The following is a 16,806-nucleotide window of genomic DNA, read 5'->3' on the forward strand; positions in this document are numbered from 1 at the left end:
TCGTCCAGGCGCTCATGCGGGAGGTGCGACGAGCTGCTCCAGCGTCGCGCCATCCCTGAGGACGGCCAGGATCTCACGGCGCGACAGGAAGCGGATCGCCTGCGTGAACGAGCCGGCCCCCGCGATCCGCGCTTTGGCGGTGGCGAGGTCGACGTCGATGTCGCCCGGCTCGCGCCGCTGTGGCGCGGGCAGGGCATCGACATGCTGTCGCCGCAGCTCGGCATTCCGCTGCAGCGCGACCAGCGCGGCCTCGCGGCCGGGCTCGGGTTCGTCGGCAAGCTCCCGCGCCCGGATCAGCACGCGCGGCGGCGTCCGGTCCTCGGGCGTCACGAACAGGGCGGTGCCGGTGCTGCGGCCGCCCGTCAGAAGTCCGATCGGAATCGACAGCACGAGGCCGGCAATGACCGGCGACATCCAGGCCAGCAGAGGCAGCGACACCGCATAGGCGCTGGCAGCCATTGCGAGGCCGCACAGGGTGGGCAGCGCGAACTTTCGATAGATCTCCTGCCGGCTCACGCCGCCGTCGCTGCGGCGCTGTACCTGCCAGCCGGCGTCGCGTCCCAGCAGGATCTCGATCACCGCGACCGACTGGAAGATCATCATCGAGGGCGCGATCAGCGCAGCCAGCACGGTCTCCGCCAGCACGGCGGCGCAGAGGCGCGGCCCGCCGCCGAAGCCGCGGCGCCGCGCCGGCGTGAACAAGGTCGCGAAGCAGGCGAGCAGCTTCGGCACCATCAGCAGCCCGAGCGTCGCCGCAAAGACTTGGGCCGCAAGCACCGGATCCTGCGCCGGCCAGCTCGGAAACAGCGCAAAGCCCTTCGGGAAGTATTCCGGCCGGACGAAATTGGCCTGCAGCGAAATCAGGATGCCGAGCACGAGGAAGGCGAACCACAGCGGCGCGGTGATGTAGGCGCCAATGCCGATCAACAGGTGCAGCCGCGATACCCAATGCAGGCCGCGCGCCGGCAGCACCGCCAGATGCTGCAGATTGCCCTGGCACCAGCGCCGGTCGCGCGCGGCATGGTCGATCAGCGATGGCGGGACTTCCTCGAAGCTGCCGTCGAGGTCGACCGTCATGTAGATGCCCCAGCCGGCGCGGCGCATCAGCGCGGCTTCTATGAAGTCGTGGCTGAGAATATGCCCGCCGAACGGCTTGCGGCCGCGCAACTCCGGTAGGGCCGCGTCCTGCGCGAACGCCGCGACGCGAATGATGGCGTTGTGGCCCCAATAGTTGCCTTCGGCGCCGTACCACCAGGCATTGCCGGCCGCGATGACCGGCCCGTAGAGCCGGCCGGCGAACTGCTGCAATCGCGCGAACAGGCTGGTGCCGTTGACGATCACGGGCAGGGTCTGGATCAGCGCCGCTTCCGGGGCGTGCTCCATCGCATGCGCCAGCCGCACCACGGTCGGGCCGCTCATCAGGCTGTCGGCGTCGAGGATGATCATGTGATCATAAGCCGCGCCGAAGCGCCGCACCCATTCGGCGATGTTGCCCGCCTTGCGGGCGACATTGTCGGCGCGGTGCCGGTAGAACACGCGATCGGTGCCGCAGGCCTCGCGCAGCGCCAGAAACGCGGCTTCCTCGCCGATCCAGATGTCCGGATCGGTGGTGTCGCTCAGCAGAAACCAGTCGAAGCGCTCGGCCTGACCGGTCTCGGCGACGGACTCGATCATGGCCCGCAGCCGCACCATCACCGCATGCGGATCCTCGTTGTAGGTCGGCAGCAGCATCGCCGTGCGGCTTGCGAGATCGGGCAGAGGGCCGTCGATGTCGATCGCGATCGTATCGCGACGGCGTGCGAACATCAGGCAGAAGCCGGCCAGCGCGCACACGAAGGCGAAGGCGATCCACGCAAGCAGGATCGAGAACAGCACCAGCACCATGCCTTCCAGCACGGTCACCCCGCCGACCTCGACCACTTCGTACATCTTGTAGCAGCCGGCCAACGTCAATGCGGCCGTGCCGGCGAAGATCAGCGCGCGCCGCAACGCGATGCGTGGCCCGCTCGTGATCGCCTGTTGCGCCGCCGGAGCCTGATGCAGCGGCGACGGCTCCATCGCGAGCGGCGCTTCTGCGGGAAGGAAGCCGTTGATCGCCGCGCGATGAGGCGCGCGCATCTGCCTTGAGGTTACGGCGTCCATCGATAGATCCAGCTCTCGGAGACGAGCTTGTCATTGGCGGTGAGCTCGGCGCGCAGCTCGACCGGTGCGCCATTCACGGCACATTGGAAGCTCAGCCGCCATCCGCCCGTCTCGGGGTTGGGCTGCGTGACGATGTTGGTCACCTCCGCTTTGTCGGCGCTGACCACGCCTTTGACCTGGCCCGGATCGAGTTCCTTCAAGGCGTCTCCCTCGAGCTCGAGCACGAACAGCCGTCCTTCGCCGTGAACGCCGACGCCGGTGCGAGTGACGCGCGCGAGCGCATGCGGCTTCGGCGCATCCTGGCCCCAATGCAGGCGGTAGGTCATGTTGTGCTCGCCCTTGGCGGCGAGCGGCGCCTTCGGTCGCCAGAATGCGGCGATGTTGTCGTGGATCTCCTGCTTGGTCGGAATCTCGAACAGCACCACCGCGCCTTCACCCCAGTCACCGATCGGCTCGATCCACAGGCTCGGCCGCCGTTCGAAATGCGATTCCAGATCCTGGTAGGCGGCGTATTTTCGCTCCCGCTGCATCAAGCCGAAGCCGCGCGGGTTGAGATCGTTGAACACGCTGACCTACAGGTCTCGCGGATTGCTCAGGGGGCGCCACAACTGCTCGCCCTTGCCGTTGAACATCGCCAGCCCGTCGGAATCGTGCACGGCGGGGCGGAAGTCGTCGACGTCGTTGCGGTCGTTGGGTCCGAAGAAGAACATGCTGGTCATCGGCGCGAGCCCGGCGTGAGCGATCTCGACGCGCGGATACAGCGAGGCCTCGACGTCGAACACGGTCGTCTCGCCGGGACGGATGGTGAACCGGTAGGAGCCGGTGGCGCTCTTGCTGTCGAGCAGTGCGTGCACCACCATCGCGGTGGCGCCGCCCGTCGGCTTCTCCAGCCAGAACGCCTTGAACACCGGAAATTCCTCGCCCTTGGCCTCGCCGGTGTCGATGGACAGCCCCCGCGCGGAGAGCCCGTAGATCTCGCCCTTGGCGACCGCGCGAAAATAGCTCGCGCCAAGAAACACACAGACCTCGTCGTAGTAGTCCGGCCGGTTCATCGGCGCGTGGATGCGGAAGCCGGCAAAAGCCGAGATCGGCGGCCGGGAACGCCGCGACCTGCCGACCGAATGCAAAGTCCTCGGGACGATAGGCCACGGGCTTGGCCTGCCCGTCGGCAATCTCGTAGATGTCGACCCGGTCCTTGTAGATGGAGCCGCGGTGGAAGAACTGCGCCTGGAACGGCAGGTTATCGCCGCGCCACAGCGCATGGTCCGGCAGGAAGCGGATCGAGCGATAGGCGTCGTAGTCGAGCTTGGCCAGCGCGTCCGGCAGCTTGTCGTCCGGCGCGGCGAATGGCTTAGCCGCGAGATTGCGCGCGAGGTCGCGGACAGTGGCTGCACTGAACGGCTGCGCCGCTGCCGACGCACTCCGCGCCAGCGATGCGGCGACCGGGATCGCAGCCGCAGATTGAATGAACTGACGACGATTCAACTTATTCTCGCTTTGCTGCATGGAACTGCGGAGCAACATTTCTGAAGGCGTCGGGTTCCATCGGGAAGCGCGACCTTTCAGCCCGAACAATCGATCGTCGTGTCCGAACGGCACATGAACGACGATCATGACGCCGCTGACCGGTCGTTGCTCGCACGGCTCTATATTGGCAAAGGCGAGGGGGGAGGCTTCAACGTCGGACGAGTCCGATCCGACCTGGTCGACGGTCGATCGGCAAGGCGTCAGCCGATCTGGAACGCAACCATACGCGCAAGCCCGTCACTTCCGGACACTCCGCCGTCCCTTCAGGTGCGATGAGCCAGTCTCCCAAGCCGCTGCTCCCTTCGATCCTGTCGCAGCGATAGCCGGGATGGTTGCTAAGGCCACGGCCGATCAACACGTCGACCTTCCCTTCGACCAACTCATGCAAGCCGGCCGGCTGCACGACCCGCAATCCGATGTCGGGATGTGTGCCGCGGAAATGCTCCAGCGCGAGGCGACGCAAATCGAAGCCGTCGTGGACGCCCAGTTGCAGCAGCACCGCGCATCGGGGTTTGAGCTGCAAGGTCGCATCTGCGATGCGGCGAAAGCCGTCGGAGATCCCGACCAGATAGGACTTTCCCTCCGCCGTCAGGACGAGTTGCTTGTGCAGCCGCTCGAACAGACGCACCCCGAGGCGCAGTTCGAGGGCCTTCACGTGCTGCCCGATAGCGGCGGGCGTCACATGCAGCTCATGCGCAGCCAGCTTGAAGCTGAGATGTCGCGCCGCAGCTTCGAAGGCTCGGAGCGCGTTCAGGGGAGGGAGGCTGTAGGTCATCGTCAGGCACTCTGGCACGGCAGGTCCGTAGGCCTGCAATAGATTTTCTTTCGCTGAGCCGCAGAAACTCTGCTTTGAGGCGCGCGGATGGTCGCGGGTAGGGTTGCTTGCTCAACGTGCTGGCCGGACAGGTCCGGCAACGAAGGAGGTTCGATGTCCGATATCCATCTCTTCTACCAGACGCACATCGGTGCCATGCAGGACGCCATGCGCCAGCGCCTCGACCTTGCCGGTCCCTTCCTGAGCCAGCGGGCTGAGCTGTCTGACATCGATGCAATCAGGGCCGACGTCATGAAGGAGTTCGACGTCGTGCTCAACCAGCTTCCATATGTCGGAGGCGCCGCAAGCCGCATGACCGCGTTCTTCATGCAGCTCATCGGCTTCATGGCCATGAGCCGTGTGCTCCGGCGACACGGCTTGCCATCCGACGTGATCGGCGACATCGAACGAGAGGTCCACAAGGCGCAGCTGCTCACGGAGCCTGAAGCGCAGCGTCTCGAAGCGGGCCGCCGATTCATGTCGCCCGAGAACCGGAGCTTCTTGCGTCAACAGGCGGCGTTGAGTACATCGGAAAGCCATCGGCGCGAATTTCCTGACGACTTCGTCTACGATGTCGTCGAGCCCGGCCCGAGTGACACCTTCGAATTCGGCATCGACTACAAGGCTTGCGGCTTCTGCAAATTCGCCGCTCGTCATGGTGACAAGGACATCCTGCCGAACATCTGCGGGCTGGACGTCGACGCCTATGCGACGCGCGGCGTCCGGCTCGAGCGGACGCAGACGCTGGCCGGTGGGGCAAGCCACTGCAACTTCCGCTTCTCGCGGCTGGCCTCGGATTAGGTCGGTTCATTCTTTGGCAACGCGAGGTTCTTCCAAACGAAAGCTCTCTTAGCGATTGCAGTTCGTAGGGTGGGCAAAGGCGCGCATGCGGCGCTGTCTGCATCTGGCGCTGCTCTCTGCGCGCCGTGCCCAATGACGTGGATAGATGGGGCTAAAAACGCGGTGTCAGTCCGGGGCGCGCGAAGCGCGAGCCCGGAATCAGGGCCGCAGGCGGTGTCGTTGGATGGATTCCTGGTTTGCGCTTCGCGCGCCCCGGAATGACGGAGGAGAGAGCCGTGGTCTCAAAGCTCCCTCGCATTGCTGAACGCGAACGAGCTGACGCGCCGCGTGGTCTCGTCCAAGATCAGCGTGCGCGTGATCGGCGGCTCGGCGCGCTGGGCGCAGTTCTCCCGCTCGCACAGCCGGCAGTTGACCCCGATCGGCGTGCCCTCGGTCTTCTCCAGATCGATGCCGGCGGCATAGACCAAGCGCGACGCATGCCTGATCTCGCAGCCGAGGCCGATCGCGAAGCGTGGCTGCGGCAGCGGATGCGGCGCCACCGGGCGGCGCACCATCTGGGCGATCGAGAAATAGCGCGAACCGTCCGGCAGCTCGATGATCTGCTTCAGGAGGCGGTCGGGCGTGTCGAAGGTCGAATGCACGTTCCACAGCGGGCAGGTGCCGCCGAACTTGGAGAACGGGAAGGTGCCCGACGAGAAGCGCTTGGAGACGTTGCCGGCATTGTCGACGCGCAGCATGAAGAACGGGATGCCGCGGGCGTTCGGGCGCGACAGGGTGGTGAGTCGGTGGCAGACCTGTTCGAAGCCGGTATTGAAGCGCTGCGCCAGCACGTTGATGTCGTAGCTCAGCGCCTCCGCAGCAGTGAGGAACGGCGCATAGGGCATCATGACGGCGGCGGCGAAGTAGCTCGCCAGCGTCATGCGGTACAGCCGCCGCGAGGTGTCGTCGAGCGCGCCGGCGCGGCCGATGATGAGCTCGAACTGCGGCAGGCATTCGGCCATGCCGAGCTGCACCGCGAGCTGGAAGGTGCGTCCGGGCCCGTCGACCAGTTCGGAGATCAGCAACTGGCGGCGGTGGCGATCGTAGCGGCGCAGGGTCTCGCGCATCACGTCGACCGGCATGACGCGGGTCTGCACCGAATGTTTTTCGCGCAGCCGCGCCGCGAGCGCCGCATAGAGCCCCTCGGCCGACACGTCGAGCGCGTCGCGCAGGCTCTCGGCCTGCTGCTCGAGCTCGGCGAAATAGTTGCGGTTGGCTTCGATCAGGTCCCGCACGCGCTCGATCGGGTTGGCCTCGAAACGGGCGCCCTCGTTGCGGTCGGCCATCTGCGCCGCCACCAGGGTCTCGCCTCGACGCGCCTCGGTGTAGGCCGCGTACAGCCGCTGCAGCGCGTGGGTGACGCCGGGGCAGAGCTCGGCGAGATCGCGCAGCTCCTGCTTGGGCAGCTCGATCTGGCGGAACAGCGGATCGGAGAAGATCTCGTTGAGCTCGGCGAAGAAGCGGTCCTCGTCGGCGCTGGCGAGGTCGCGCAGGTCGAGGTCGTAGGTTTCGGCCAGCCGCAGCAGGATCTGGGCGCTGACCGGGCGCTGGTTGCGCTCGATCAGGTTGACATAGCTCGGCGAGATGCCGAGGCCCTCGGCGAGCTGGGTCTGCGACAGCCCCAATTGCTGGCGGATGCGCCGGAAGCGCGGGCCGACGAACAGCTTTTTTCCGGATTCGCCGGGCATCGCGATCCCCCTTCGGGCCGGCCGGCCCGCCTTTGTGACAAAATTTACAAAATGACATTTATGACAAGTGATGATGTTACATGACATCACCATTCGAAAACAAGGGCTCTATACGAAACAGCCGGACTCGCGTTTATCTCCTGTCACGCAATTCGCAATGCACTGTCAAAGTTGTGACGGTTGAAGGAGAGTCTCATGAGCAGCAATTTCTGGGTGATCGGCGGCGAGTTCGGCTCGATGAATTTCCACAAGCTGGTGGAAGGCTCGGCCCAGGTGAAGGGTCCGTTCAAGTCGCGCAAGGAAGCCGAGGATTGCTGGCGCGAGGTGTCCGAGGAGAACCGCCACAAGGCTGGCGTGCGGTTCTCGATCGTCGAGGAACCGCAGCGCGCTCCGGCCGCCTGACGCGGCCGCGCAAGGAATGCATTGCCGGGTATTTCAATAAGCTCAAGGAAGAGCCCAAGGACGGGGCGGTCTCAGCCGGATCACATCGGCGGGGGCCGCCCACGTCCTTTTCGTGGTTACGACGGCGTGCTTATAACCCATTGAAGATGAAAGGGGATTGCAGAATACTGGGTTACTGCTAGGTTTACACGGTGGGAACCTGGCGAAACCAGGGCCGAACCGTGAAAGCGTGAGCGATGTCCGAGGCCGCCGATAGCAGCACAGACTCCCGCCCCGTGCGCCTGCGCGAAGCGCTGCGCCAGGCCCGGATCGAGGCCGCGGACCGAACGGGCGTGGTGGTCGACCTGCGCGACGCCGAGGTGGCTCGGCTGGAGATCCTCAACGACGCGCTCGACCCCCTGTTCGCGGAGATCCCGAGCCAGCTCGATCTGTTCGACCGTGGCATCAGCCAGGGCGAGACGCCGCGGCTGTGGATCGACGTCGTCGCCCATGTCGTGATGGGGCGTGACAAGCGGCAGTATCGCTTCGTGCAGGACACCCGCAACGGCCGCATCGTGCTCGTCGAGTCGCACGACATCGGTGCGATCGTGAAAGCCGTCACCGACTACGTCGCCCGCCGCATGGTCGAGCGCGAGCGTGCCTTCAGCGTCGCCCGGGCTCAGGCGAAGGAGACCAGCGAGGCGCCGCGGCGGCGCGGCGGGTTCTGGCCGTTCGTGCTCGGCTTCGTGCTTGGCGCGCTGTCGCTGTTCGGGGTCGCGTTCTATGCAAGCCTGCAGCAGATCTGAGGACTTGGCCGCGACTCAAAGCAGGCGGACCTCGCGGATTTCGCGCACGCGCAGCGCCTCGTTGACCGCGCGCACGGTCATGTCGCAGCGCCAGTGATTGCCGTCGCTGCTGATGGCAAACATGTTGTAGGCCGCGGCTGGATAGTGGCCATGCGCGATCGAGGAGGCCGAGGGCACGCCGACGACCGGGATCTTGCGCTCCGGGCCGTCGATCCAGATGGTCGAATGCACGTGGTCATGGCCGTGCAGGATCAGCTCGACGCCATGGCGCGCGAGCAGCGCGATCAGCTTCTTGGCGTCGGTCAGCCGCTTCATCCGGTGGGCCGAGCGCAGCGGATGATGCACCAGCAGCACGCGGAACAGCTGCTCGTGCGCAAGCGATTCGAGCAGCAGCTCAAGCGCGGCGAGTTGCGCGCTGCCGATCCGTCCCGTCGCCATGAACGGCGCCGAGGGCACGGCCGAGGACAGGCTGATCAGCGCCAGCGGCCCGCGCCGGCGCAGCGACGGGAACGTTGCCGGTCCCGCGGCATCGCCACCGAAATAGTCGGCAAAGCTCTCGGCGAAGCGCAGCCGGGTCGAGCGCACATAGGCGTCGTGATTGCCCGGGATCGCGGTGACCCTGTCCGGCGGACCCACCGTCCTGAGCCAGGCCTGGGCGAGCGGGAATTCCGATTCCAGGGCGAAATTGACCAGATCGCCGGTGACGGCGATCTGGTCCGGCATCTGCGTGTGCAGGTCGGAGATGAGCAGATCGAGGATGTCGCTGCGATGGTATTTGTAGCGATTGCGCGTCCAGTTGAGATAGCCGAGCGCGCGCTTGCCGGCGAGCTCCGACAGGCGCGGCTTGTGCTGTGGCGCGAGATGCGGGTCGGACAGATGAGCGAGCGTGAAGGCAACCATTATGCTCCTCGGTGCCGATGGCGGATGCAAGCGCGCCCAGATGTCATCTCGTGCTATCCCTCGTGGTGCCCGGCTCTCATGACAAGCCCTGCCAGCGAGCGCAAGAACAACCAGGACGACGACAGCGATGACGACACATCTGAGCCGGCTGCGGATCCGGTTCGAGCCCGTGCTCCGCCGCGGCTTCCATCTCTATTGGCGCTTCGCCCGCGGCATGACGCTCGGCGTCCGCGGCGTGGTGCTGGATGCCGAGAACCGCGTGTTCCTGGTCCGGCATGGCTATGTCTCGGGTTGGCACCTGCCGGGCGGCGGCGTCGAGGTCGGCGAGACGTTCATCGAGGCGCTGACGCGGGAGCTGTTCGAGGAGGGCCGGATCGCGCTGGAAGGCGAGCCGGAGCTGCACGGCATCTTCCTCAACGGCCACGTCTCGCCGCGCGACCACGTCGCCGTCTTCGTTATCAAAAGGTTCACGCAGGACCGGACGCCGGAGCCGAACCTCGAGATCGTCGAGACCGGCTTTTTCGCCCGCGACGCGCTGCCGGAGGGAACCACGCTCGGCACGCTGTCCCGCCTGCGCGAGGTGCTAGACGGCGTTAAGATCATTCCCACCTGGCGGCCGGAACAGCACGTTGCCGCCGGATCATTATGAATTTCTGCACCGAATGAGGGCAGTCTCCCGGCCGTGGGAGAGGGGTCGATGATATCACCTTCGATGCGGATCGCCGTGCTGGTGCCCTGCTACAATGAGGAGGCCGCGGTCGCCACCGTGGTCCGCGATTTCAAGCAGGCGCTGCCGACAGCCACGGTCTACGTCTACGACAACAATTCCAAGGACCGCACGATCGAGGTCGCGCGCGCGGCCGGCGCCGAGGTGCGCTCTGAGCGGCGGCAGGGCAAGGGCCACGTCGTCCGGCGCATGTTCGCCGATGTCGATGCTGACATCTACGTCCTGGTCGATGGCGACGCGACCTATGACGCGCCGAGTGCGCCCGGCATGATCGCGCGTCTCGTCAGCGAGCGGCTCGACATGGTGGTGGGCCTGCGCGTCGACCAGGAGCAGGCCGCCTATCGCATGGGTCATCGCACCGGCAACTGGATGCTGACGAGCTTCCTCGCCGAGGTGTTCGGCCAGGCCTTCAAGGACATCCTGTCCGGCTACCGCGTATTCTCGCGCCGTTTCGTCAAATCCTTCCCCGTCCTCTCCGACGGATTCGAGATCGAGACCGAGCTCACCGTGCATGCGCTGGAGCTGGCGCTGCCGGTGGCCGAGGTCGCGACGCCATACTACGCGCGGCCCGAAGGGTCCGTCTCCAAGCTCAACACCTGGCGCGACGGCTTCCGCATCCTCGGCACGATCCTGAAGCTCTATCGCTCGGAGAAGCCGCTGCGCTTCTTCAGCGCGATCGGCATCTTCCTCGCGCTGGTCTCGATCGGCTTCGCGATTCCCATCCTCGTCACCTATATCGAGACCGGGTTGGTGCCGCGGCTGCCGACCGCCGTGCTGTCGATGGGCCTGATGATCATGGCGCTGCTGTCGGCCTCGTCGGGCCTCGTGCTCGACACCGTCACCCGCGGTCGTCGCGAGATGAAGCTGCTGGCCTATCTGTCACACGCGCCGATCGAGGGGTGATGCAGGCGAAAGCTTGTGTCCGTCCGCCGTTCCGGTCATGGTTCGGGCGTCAACGTCCTGAACGAGAACACCGCCTCCATGCCCATCCTCAACAGCATCGCCGCGCTCGCCGACGACATGGCCGCCTGGCGCCATGATTTCCATGAACATCCGGAGTTGATGTACGAGGTGCACCGCACCGCCGGCATCGTCGCCGAGCGCTTGCGCGAATTCGGTTGTGACGAGGTGGTGACCGGCATTGGGCGCACCGGCGTGGTCGGTGTCATCCGCGGCCGTCGGACCAGTTCAGGTCGCACCATCGGCCTGCGCGCCGACATGGATGCGCTGCCGATCGAGGAAGCCTCGGGGGTGCCCTATGCGTCGAAGACGCCGGGCCTGATGCATGCCTGCGGCCATGACGGCCATACCGCGATGCTGCTGGGTGCCGCCAAGCATCTCGCCGACACGCGCAATTTCGACGGCACCGCGATCGTAATCTTCCAGCCCGCCGAGGAGGGCGGCGCCGGCGGCAAGGCGATGGTCGACGATGGATTGATGACCCGCTGGGGCATCCAGGAGGTCTACGGTCTGCACAATGCGCCGGGCGTGCCCGAAGGCGTCTTCGCGCTGCGGCCGGGCCCGATGCTGGCGTCATCGGACCAGATCGAGATCACCGTCCGCGGCAAGGGCGGTCATGCCGGCGCCGGGGTTCACAAGGCGGTCGACAGCGTGCTGATCGCTGCGCACATCATCACGGCGCTGCAGTCGATCGTGTCGCGCAACGTCGATCCGATCAAGTCAGCGGTCATCTCGATCTGCGTCGTCGAGGCCGGCAAGGCGATGAACGTCATTCCGGAGACCGTCGAATTGAAGGGCACCGTGCGCACGCTCGATCCCGAGGTGCAGGACCTGGTGGAGCGCCGCATTGCCGAGGTCGCCGACGGCATCGCCCGCACCTATGGCGGTGAGGCGACGACGAAATACACGCGGCTCTACCCGATCACGATGAACCATGCGCGCGAGACCGGCGTCGCAGCTGATGTCGCCCGCGACGTTGTCGGCGCGGAGCGGGTGGTCGACAATGCGCCGCCGCTGATGGGGGCCGAGGATTTCGCCTTCATGCTGCAGGCCCGTCCCGGCGCCTTCGTCTTCCTCGGCATGGGCGACGGCAAAGATTGCCACCACCCGGCCTATCGCTTCAACGACAACATTCTCGGCCATGGCGCCTCCTATTGGGTGCGGCTGGTCGAGAAGACGATGCCGGCTGATTGATGCCGGCGGCGTGGCGCTAGCTGCGAGCCGTCGCCTGCAATGACCGTTGGCGCCACTGCCGCGGGCTGCAGCCGCTCCAGCGCGCGAAGGCACGGGAGAACGCGGACGCCTCGGAATAGCCGAGCAGGAAGGCGACGTCGCCGAGCGGCAAATGCGCTTGGCGCAGATAGTGGCGGGCGAGATCGAGCCGGGTCGCCTCGACGAGGTCGGAGAAGGTGGCGCCGAACTCGGCAAGCCGGCGCTGCAACGTCCACGGCGTGGTCGACAGCGCGTCGGCGACCTCCTCGAGATGCAGCGCGCCGGCTGACAGCCGCCGCCTGATCTCGCCGCGGACCAGATCGAGGAACGCCGGCGTGCCGCACGAGCCGGCGACATTGGCAAGATCGGTCGTGAGCCGCTGCAGGCGTGACAGATCGGCCCCTGGCATGGCGCGGTCCAGGCCGCGGTCGCGAAACACCAGCGCATTGGTGCCTTGCGACCATCCGACGTCGGCATCGAAGGCTGCCTCATGATCGCGCCAGGCGGCCGGCCGGGCATGCTCGAACAGCACCATGTCAGGCGCCCAGCCCGATGGCAGGCACGCGCGGAAGACGTTCGCGAACATGCCCATGGTCAATTCGGCATCCTGCCGGCGATCGACGATCGAGCCGTCGAGGATGCGATATTCGAGGCGGAGAAAGCCGTCCTTGCGGGCGAGGCGGGTCTCGGTGGCCTGCTGATGCCAGGGAAACCACAGCGCGAGGTGCTCGATCGCCGAACCGAGCGTCGGCGCGGACAGCGCGATCTCGCCGATCAGGCCGAGCATCTGCGGCTGGTAGCGCTGGCCGAACCACAGTCCGAAATTGTCGTTGCCGGTCTCCTGCGCGGCGTCTTCCATCATCGCGACATAGTCGGCGAGGTCGAGCGCGCGGCGGGTCTGGCCCAGGCATTCGGCATCGATGCCCACCCGTTCGAATACCGCTTCCGGACGGCCTCCCGTCAGGGCGATGAAATCAGCGACACCGGTCGCAGCAGCGGCCAAAATGTTCCGGCTGCGGTCGCGCGGATGCTCGCGTTCGGCTGCAAGAGGCTGTGCCATGAAATCCTCGCCTTTGAGGACGTACGCCGTCGGTTGACACCTCGTAGTTATGCAAGTCACGTGCCTGCCGAAGCGGGCTATCGATAAAGCCCTCCGCGCAGGGACGCGGAGGGCTTGCCTCGTTCCTGGATCTCGCGGGCCCTGGCGGATCAGTCGGCCATGGCGCGGGCCTCGGTCAAAGCGATGTCGAGCAGATCGTCATTCGCCGCGTTGCCGCGCTTGCCGGCCGTCAGACGATAGAGCAGCAGACCGGCGGCGAACAGCACCACGAAGGCTGCGAACACCTGCAGGTTGAACCAAATCATCGTGAGCAGCGAGAGCGTCGCACACACCAGCGCCACGGCCGGGAGCACCGGATAGAGCGGCGCCTTGAACGGCCTGATAAGATTGGGCTCGGTGGCGCGCAGGCGGAAGAGAGCGGCCATGCTCATGATGTACATCACGAGCGCGCCGAACACGCTCATGGTGACGATGTTCGCCGTCAGCGTCTGTCCGGCGAACTGGATGAGCTCGTCGGAGTAGATCGCGGCGATGCCGATCACGCCGCCGGCCAGGATCGCCCAATGCGGCGTGCGGCAGGTCGGATGCAGTGCGGCGAGCTTGGCCGGCAGGAAGCCGGCGCGCGACAGCGCGAAGATCTGCCGCGAATAGCCCATGATGATGCCGTGGAACGAGGCGATCAGACCGAACAGGCCGATCCACACCAGCATGTGCAGCCAGCCGGAGTTCTCGCCGACGACGATCTTCATCGCCTGCGGCAAGGGATCGTTGATGTTGGCGAGCTTCGCCCAGTCGCCGACGCCGCCGGCCATGATCATGGTGCCGAAGGCGAGCACGACGAGCGTCAGGATGCCGGCAATGTAGGCGCGAGGAACGGTCCTCGTCGGATTCCTGGTCTCCTCCGCGGCCATGGCGGCACCTTCGATCGCCAGGAAGAACCAGATCGCGAAGGGGATCGCTGCGACGATGCCGCCGATGCTCGCCAGCGAGAACGAATTCTCACCGGCCCAGCCATTGGCGGTGAAATTGGCGAAGGAAAAACCGGGCGACACGACGCCCATGAACACCAGGAGCTCGGCAATCGCCAGGACCGTGACGAACAGCTCGAACGTCGCGGCGATCGATACGCCCGCGATGTTGAGGGCCATGAACACCACATAGGCGCCGAGCGCGGCGGTCTTGGGTGACAGCGCCGGAAACTGGACGTTGAGATAGGCGCCGATGGCGAGCGCGATGGCAGGCGGTGCGAACACGAATTCGATCAGTGTCGCAAAGCCGGCGACGAAGCCGCCGAGCGGGCCGAAGGCACGGTAGGAATAGGCGAACGGACCACCGGCATGCGGGATCGCGGTGGTGAGCTCGGTGAAGGAGAAGATGAAGGTCGTATACATCACCGCGATGAAGATCGTGGTGACGAGGAAGCCGAGCGTGCCGGCCTTGTCCCAGCCATAGCTCCAGCCGAAATATTCGCCGGAGATGACGAGCCCGACCGCGATGCCCCAGAGATGGAGTCCGGTCAGGCTCTTCGAAAGCGTCGGTTTGGTCTCGTCACTCATGTCCAGTCGCTCCTGTCTGCTTGTGATGGGTGATTTGTGATGACGATGTAGTCGTCTCGATCGCGGCGTCCGGCGCCGCCTCCTTGAGGCCGATGCCGGTGACGCCGATCCGCAGCGCCTCGCGCGCCAGCCAGGTCAGCTTGTCGGCGGCGCGCTCGGCCGACAGCCCATGGTGGTGAATGTTGGAGATGCAGTTGCGCGCGCTGTCGCGCAGGCCAGGGGCAGGGTGCAGAGTCAGATACACACCCAGGGAATCCGCCGCCGACAGACCCGGACGCTCGCCGATCAGGACCGCCACCAGCCGGGCGCGCATCGCGGCGCCGACAGCGTCACCCAGCGCCACGCGCGCCTGCGAAGCCAGCACGATCGGGCCGATGGACAGGCCCGTCAGACGCGCCGCGGTGGCGATCACGACAGCGGCGGCATGGCTTTCGACCGCATCCGCCGACAGCCCGTCGGCAATGATGAAGACGAGATCGTACGGACCGGATGTTAGCCTGGCGGCATCCTCCGCGGCCAGGCGACGCCCGAGGTCGGGCCGGCGCAGATAGCTGGCGCGGTCCGTCGCTGCGCTCGCGACCTTGATCACCTCGCGCGGCGCGAGCGCGTCGGCGATGCCGTCGAAATTGACCTTGCTCCATACGGCATCGCGCGCGAGCGCATGCGCCATCTGGAATTCCAGCTTCGCTGCGGTCGGAAGCCCGTCGCCGGAGCGGCCGAGGGCGACGCGGGCGCGCGTCATCCCGCGCAGCAGGTCGAACGGATCGTCCCTCATGCCCGCGCTCCCTGGCCGATCAGCCGGACTACGGAAGGCGCGCTGCCCGGTAATGGCGGCATGCGGCCGCTTTGGTCGAGCAGGCCCATCCGCGCCAGCCAGGCCTCGAACTCCGGCGCCGGGCGGCGGCCGAGCAGATGCCGCAGCCGCATCACGTCGTGATGCGACAGGCTCTGATAGTTGAGCATGATATCGTCGGCGCCGGGCACGGCGATCAGGAAGTTGACGTTGGCCGCCGCAAGCAGCAGCGCCAGATCGTCCATGTCGTCCTGATCGGCCTCGGCATGGTTGGTGTAGCAGACATCGCAGCCCATGGGCACGCCGAGCAGCTTGGCGCAGAAATGATCCTCCAGCCCGGCGCGGATGATCTCCTTCGCGTCGTAGAGGTATTCGGGACCGATGAAGCCGACCACGGTGTTGACCAGCAGCGGCGAGAAGGCGCGCGCCACCGCGTAGGCGCGGGCCTCGACTGTCTGCTGATCGAGGCCGTGATGAGCCTCGGCCGACAGCGCCGCGCCCTGGCCGGTCTCGAAATACATGACGTTGTTGCCGATCGTGCCGCGCCTCAGCGACAAGGCCGCGTCCTGCGCCTCGGCCAGCAGCGCCAGGGTCACGCCGAAGCCGGCATTGGCAGCCTCGGTGCCGGCGATCGACTGGAAGACGAGATCGAGCGGCGCGCCTTTCCCGATCGCCTGGATCGAGGTCGTGACGTGGCTCAGCACGCAGGACTGCGTCGGCACCTCGAATTTGAGCCTGAGATCATCGAGCATCGTGAGCAGGCGGATGCAGGCCTCGACATTGTCGGTCGCGGGATTGATGCCGATCACCGCATCGCCCATGCCGAACAGCAGGCCATCGAGCGTGCCTGCGGCGATCGCCCGGGGATCGTCGGTCGGATCGTTCGGCTGCAGCCGCGACGACAGCCGCCCCTCCAAGCCGATCGTGGAGCGGAAGCGGGTCACGACCCGGCATTTGGCGGCGACAGCGACGAGATCGCCATTGCCGCAGAGCTTGGAGACCGCGGCCACCATCTCCGGCGTCAGGCCCGGCGCGAGGGCGGCCAGCCGGTCAGCGTCCGCCTCCCAGGACATCAGCCATTCGCGCAATTCGCCGACGGTCAGCGACGCGACGGGCGCGAATGCGGCGGCATCGTGGCTGTCGAGGATGAGGCGCGTGACCTCGTCGCTCTCATAGGGAATCAGCGGCTCGTCGAGGAAACGCCGCAGCGGCACGTCAGCGAGCGCCATCCGCGCCGCCACCCGCCGCGCGGCGCTGTCGGCTGCGAGGCCAGCCAGCTCATCGCCGGACCGGCGCGGCGAGGCGCAGGCCAACAGCGTCTTGAGATCATCGAACACATGAGTTTCGCCGCGATGGCGCGACCGGAACGCACCCGTCATCTTCGACCTGCCGCTCGTGCT

General features: G+C 66.3%; 14 protein-coding genes and 1 pseudogene. 6 read left to right on the forward strand and 9 right to left on the reverse strand.

Going from position 1 to position 16,806, the window contains the following annotated elements:
• Nucleotides 1-12 precede the first annotated feature (12 nt).
• From mdoH to QX124_RS07715, 3 genes and pseudogenes are all read right to left on the reverse strand, one after another.
• Nucleotides 13-2,142: a glucans biosynthesis glucosyltransferase MdoH gene (gene mdoH, locus QX124_RS07705; protein ID WP_315796826.1), complete on the reverse strand. Its 2,130-nt coding sequence runs from the start codon at nucleotides 2,140-2,142 to the stop codon at nucleotides 13-15.
• Nucleotides 2,130-3,627 (reverse strand): annotated as a pseudogene (locus tag QX124_RS07710) (glucan biosynthesis protein G). The gene mdoH and the pseudogene QX124_RS07710 overlap by 13 nt, the downstream one beginning before the upstream one ends.
• Before the next feature lie 190 nt (nucleotides 3,628-3,817).
• Nucleotides 3,818-4,444: a LysR family transcriptional regulator gene (locus QX124_RS07715; protein WP_315796827.1), complete on the reverse strand. Its 627-nt coding sequence runs from the start codon at nucleotides 4,442-4,444 to the stop codon at nucleotides 3,818-3,820.
• Nucleotides 4,445-4,597: 153 nt separating this feature from the next.
• Between QX124_RS07715 and QX124_RS07720 the strand changes: the two genes are divergently transcribed.
• Nucleotides 4,598-5,284 carry an L-2-amino-thiazoline-4-carboxylic acid hydrolase gene (locus QX124_RS07720; RefSeq protein WP_315796828.1) on the forward strand — a complete coding sequence of 229 codons (687 nt, stop codon included), beginning with the start codon at nucleotides 4,598-4,600 and terminating at the stop codon, nucleotides 5,282-5,284.
• Between the two features lie 281 nt (nucleotides 5,285-5,565).
• Here QX124_RS07720 and QX124_RS07725 read toward each other — a convergent pair whose 3' ends face one another.
• A complete protein-coding gene (locus QX124_RS07725; protein ID WP_315796829.1) occupies nucleotides 5,566-7,011 on the reverse strand; it encodes a short-chain fatty acyl-CoA regulator family protein in 1,446 nt (481 codons plus the stop codon).
• Nucleotides 7,012-7,206: 195 nt separating this feature from the next.
• Between QX124_RS07725 and QX124_RS07730 the strand changes: the two genes are divergently transcribed.
• Both QX124_RS07730 and QX124_RS07735 read left to right on the forward strand, forming a co-directional pair.
• Complete coding sequence (locus tag QX124_RS07730; RefSeq protein WP_315717315.1) at nucleotides 7,207-7,413, forward strand: hypothetical protein; 207 nt, start codon at nucleotides 7,207-7,209, stop codon at nucleotides 7,411-7,413.
• Nucleotides 7,414-7,649: 236 nt separating this feature from the next.
• Nucleotides 7,650-8,198, forward strand: a complete 549-nt coding sequence (locus tag QX124_RS07735) for a hypothetical protein (RefSeq protein ID WP_315738370.1) — start codon at nucleotides 7,650-7,652, stop codon at nucleotides 8,196-8,198.
• Between the two features lie 15 nt (nucleotides 8,199-8,213).
• On the opposite strand, the gene QX124_RS07740 is transcribed toward QX124_RS07735, so the two are convergent.
• Complete coding sequence (locus QX124_RS07740) at nucleotides 8,214-9,098, reverse strand: metallophosphoesterase (protein ID WP_315796830.1); 885 nt, start codon at nucleotides 9,096-9,098, stop codon at nucleotides 8,214-8,216.
• A 127-nt stretch (nucleotides 9,099-9,225) separates the two neighbouring features.
• Between QX124_RS07740 and QX124_RS07745 the strand changes: the two genes are divergently transcribed.
• The 3 genes from QX124_RS07745 (at nucleotide 9,226) to QX124_RS07755 (ending at nucleotide 11,979) form a co-directional block, all read left to right on the forward strand.
• Nucleotides 9,226-9,747, forward strand: coding sequence for an NUDIX domain-containing protein (locus QX124_RS07745; protein ID WP_315796831.1), 522 nt, complete (start codon nucleotides 9,226-9,228; stop codon nucleotides 9,745-9,747).
• A gap of 48 nt (nucleotides 9,748-9,795) precedes the next feature.
• A complete protein-coding gene (locus QX124_RS07750; RefSeq protein WP_315796832.1) occupies nucleotides 9,796-10,728 on the forward strand; it encodes a glycosyltransferase family 2 protein in 933 nt (310 codons plus the stop codon).
• A gap of 78 nt (nucleotides 10,729-10,806) precedes the next feature.
• Nucleotides 10,807-11,979, forward strand: coding sequence for a M20 aminoacylase family protein (locus tag QX124_RS07755; RefSeq protein ID WP_315796833.1), 1,173 nt, complete (start codon nucleotides 10,807-10,809; stop codon nucleotides 11,977-11,979).
• Nucleotides 11,980-11,995: 16 nt separating this feature from the next.
• Here QX124_RS07755 and QX124_RS07760 read toward each other — a convergent pair whose 3' ends face one another.
• The 4 genes from QX124_RS07760 to QX124_RS07775 form a co-directional block, all read right to left on the reverse strand.
• Nucleotides 11,996-13,057, reverse strand: coding sequence for an AraC family transcriptional regulator (locus tag QX124_RS07760; protein WP_315796834.1), 1,062 nt, complete (start codon nucleotides 13,055-13,057; stop codon nucleotides 11,996-11,998).
• 149 nt (nucleotides 13,058-13,206) lie between these two features.
• Nucleotides 13,207-14,613: an ethanolamine permease gene (eat, locus tag QX124_RS07765; protein WP_315738364.1), complete on the reverse strand. Its 1,407-nt coding sequence runs from the start codon at nucleotides 14,611-14,613 to the stop codon at nucleotides 13,207-13,209.
• Entirely contained in the window at nucleotides 14,606-15,388 is a 783-nt protein-coding gene (gene eutC / locus QX124_RS07770) for an ethanolamine ammonia-lyase subunit EutC (protein ID WP_315796835.1), read from the reverse strand. Before eutC ends, eat begins: the two co-directional genes overlap by 8 nt.
• Entirely contained in the window at nucleotides 15,385-16,785 is a 1,401-nt protein-coding gene (locus tag QX124_RS07775; RefSeq protein WP_315796836.1) for an ethanolamine ammonia-lyase subunit EutB, read from the reverse strand. Before QX124_RS07775 ends, eutC begins: the two co-directional genes overlap by 4 nt.
• Nucleotides 16,786-16,806: the final 21 nt, after the last annotated feature.

This window comes from Bradyrhizobium sp. SZCCHNRI3043 (assembly GCF_032377735.1).
Lineage (GTDB): Bacteria > Pseudomonadota > Alphaproteobacteria > Rhizobiales > Xanthobacteraceae > Bradyrhizobium.

Bases quoted from the DNA above. Each gene is read 5' to 3' on its own strand.
- QX124_RS07725 (WP_315796829.1), bottom strand. From the start codon at position 7,011: ATGCCCGGCGAATCCGGAAAAAAGCTGTTCGTCGGCCCGCGCTTCCGG.
- QX124_RS07745 (WP_315796831.1), top strand. From the start codon at position 9,226: ATGACGACACATCTGAGCCGGCTGCGGATCCGGTTCGAGCCCGTGCTC.
- QX124_RS07715 (WP_315796827.1), bottom strand. From the start codon at position 4,444: ATGACCTACAGCCTCCCTCCCCTGAACGCGCTCCGAGCCTTCGAAGCT.
- QX124_RS07750 (WP_315796832.1), top strand. From the start codon at position 9,796: ATGATATCACCTTCGATGCGGATCGCCGTGCTGGTGCCCTGCTACAAT.
- QX124_RS07740 (WP_315796830.1), bottom strand. From the start codon at position 9,098: ATGGTTGCCTTCACGCTCGCTCATCTGTCCGACCCGCATCTCGCGCCA.
- QX124_RS07760 (WP_315796834.1), bottom strand. From the start codon at position 13,057: ATGGCACAGCCTCTTGCAGCCGAACGCGAGCATCCGCGCGACCGCAGC.
- QX124_RS07775 (WP_315796836.1), bottom strand. From the start codon at position 16,785: ATGACGGGTGCGTTCCGGTCGCGCCATCGCGGCGAAACTCATGTGTTC.
- eat (WP_315738364.1), bottom strand. From the start codon at position 14,613: ATGAGTGACGAGACCAAACCGACGCTTTCGAAGAGCCTGACCGGACTC.
- QX124_RS07720 (WP_315796828.1), top strand. From the start codon at position 4,598: ATGTCCGATATCCATCTCTTCTACCAGACGCACATCGGTGCCATGCAG.
- eutC (WP_315796835.1), bottom strand. From the start codon at position 15,388: ATGAGGGACGATCCGTTCGACCTGCTGCGCGGGATGACGCGCGCCCGC.
- QX124_RS07755 (WP_315796833.1), top strand. From the start codon at position 10,807: ATGCCCATCCTCAACAGCATCGCCGCGCTCGCCGACGACATGGCCGCC.
- mdoH (WP_315796826.1), bottom strand. From the start codon at position 2,142: ATGGACGCCGTAACCTCAAGGCAGATGCGCGCGCCTCATCGCGCGGCG.
- QX124_RS07730 (WP_315717315.1), top strand. From the start codon at position 7,207: ATGAGCAGCAATTTCTGGGTGATCGGCGGCGAGTTCGGCTCGATGAAT.
- QX124_RS07735 (WP_315738370.1), top strand. From the start codon at position 7,650: ATGTCCGAGGCCGCCGATAGCAGCACAGACTCCCGCCCCGTGCGCCTG.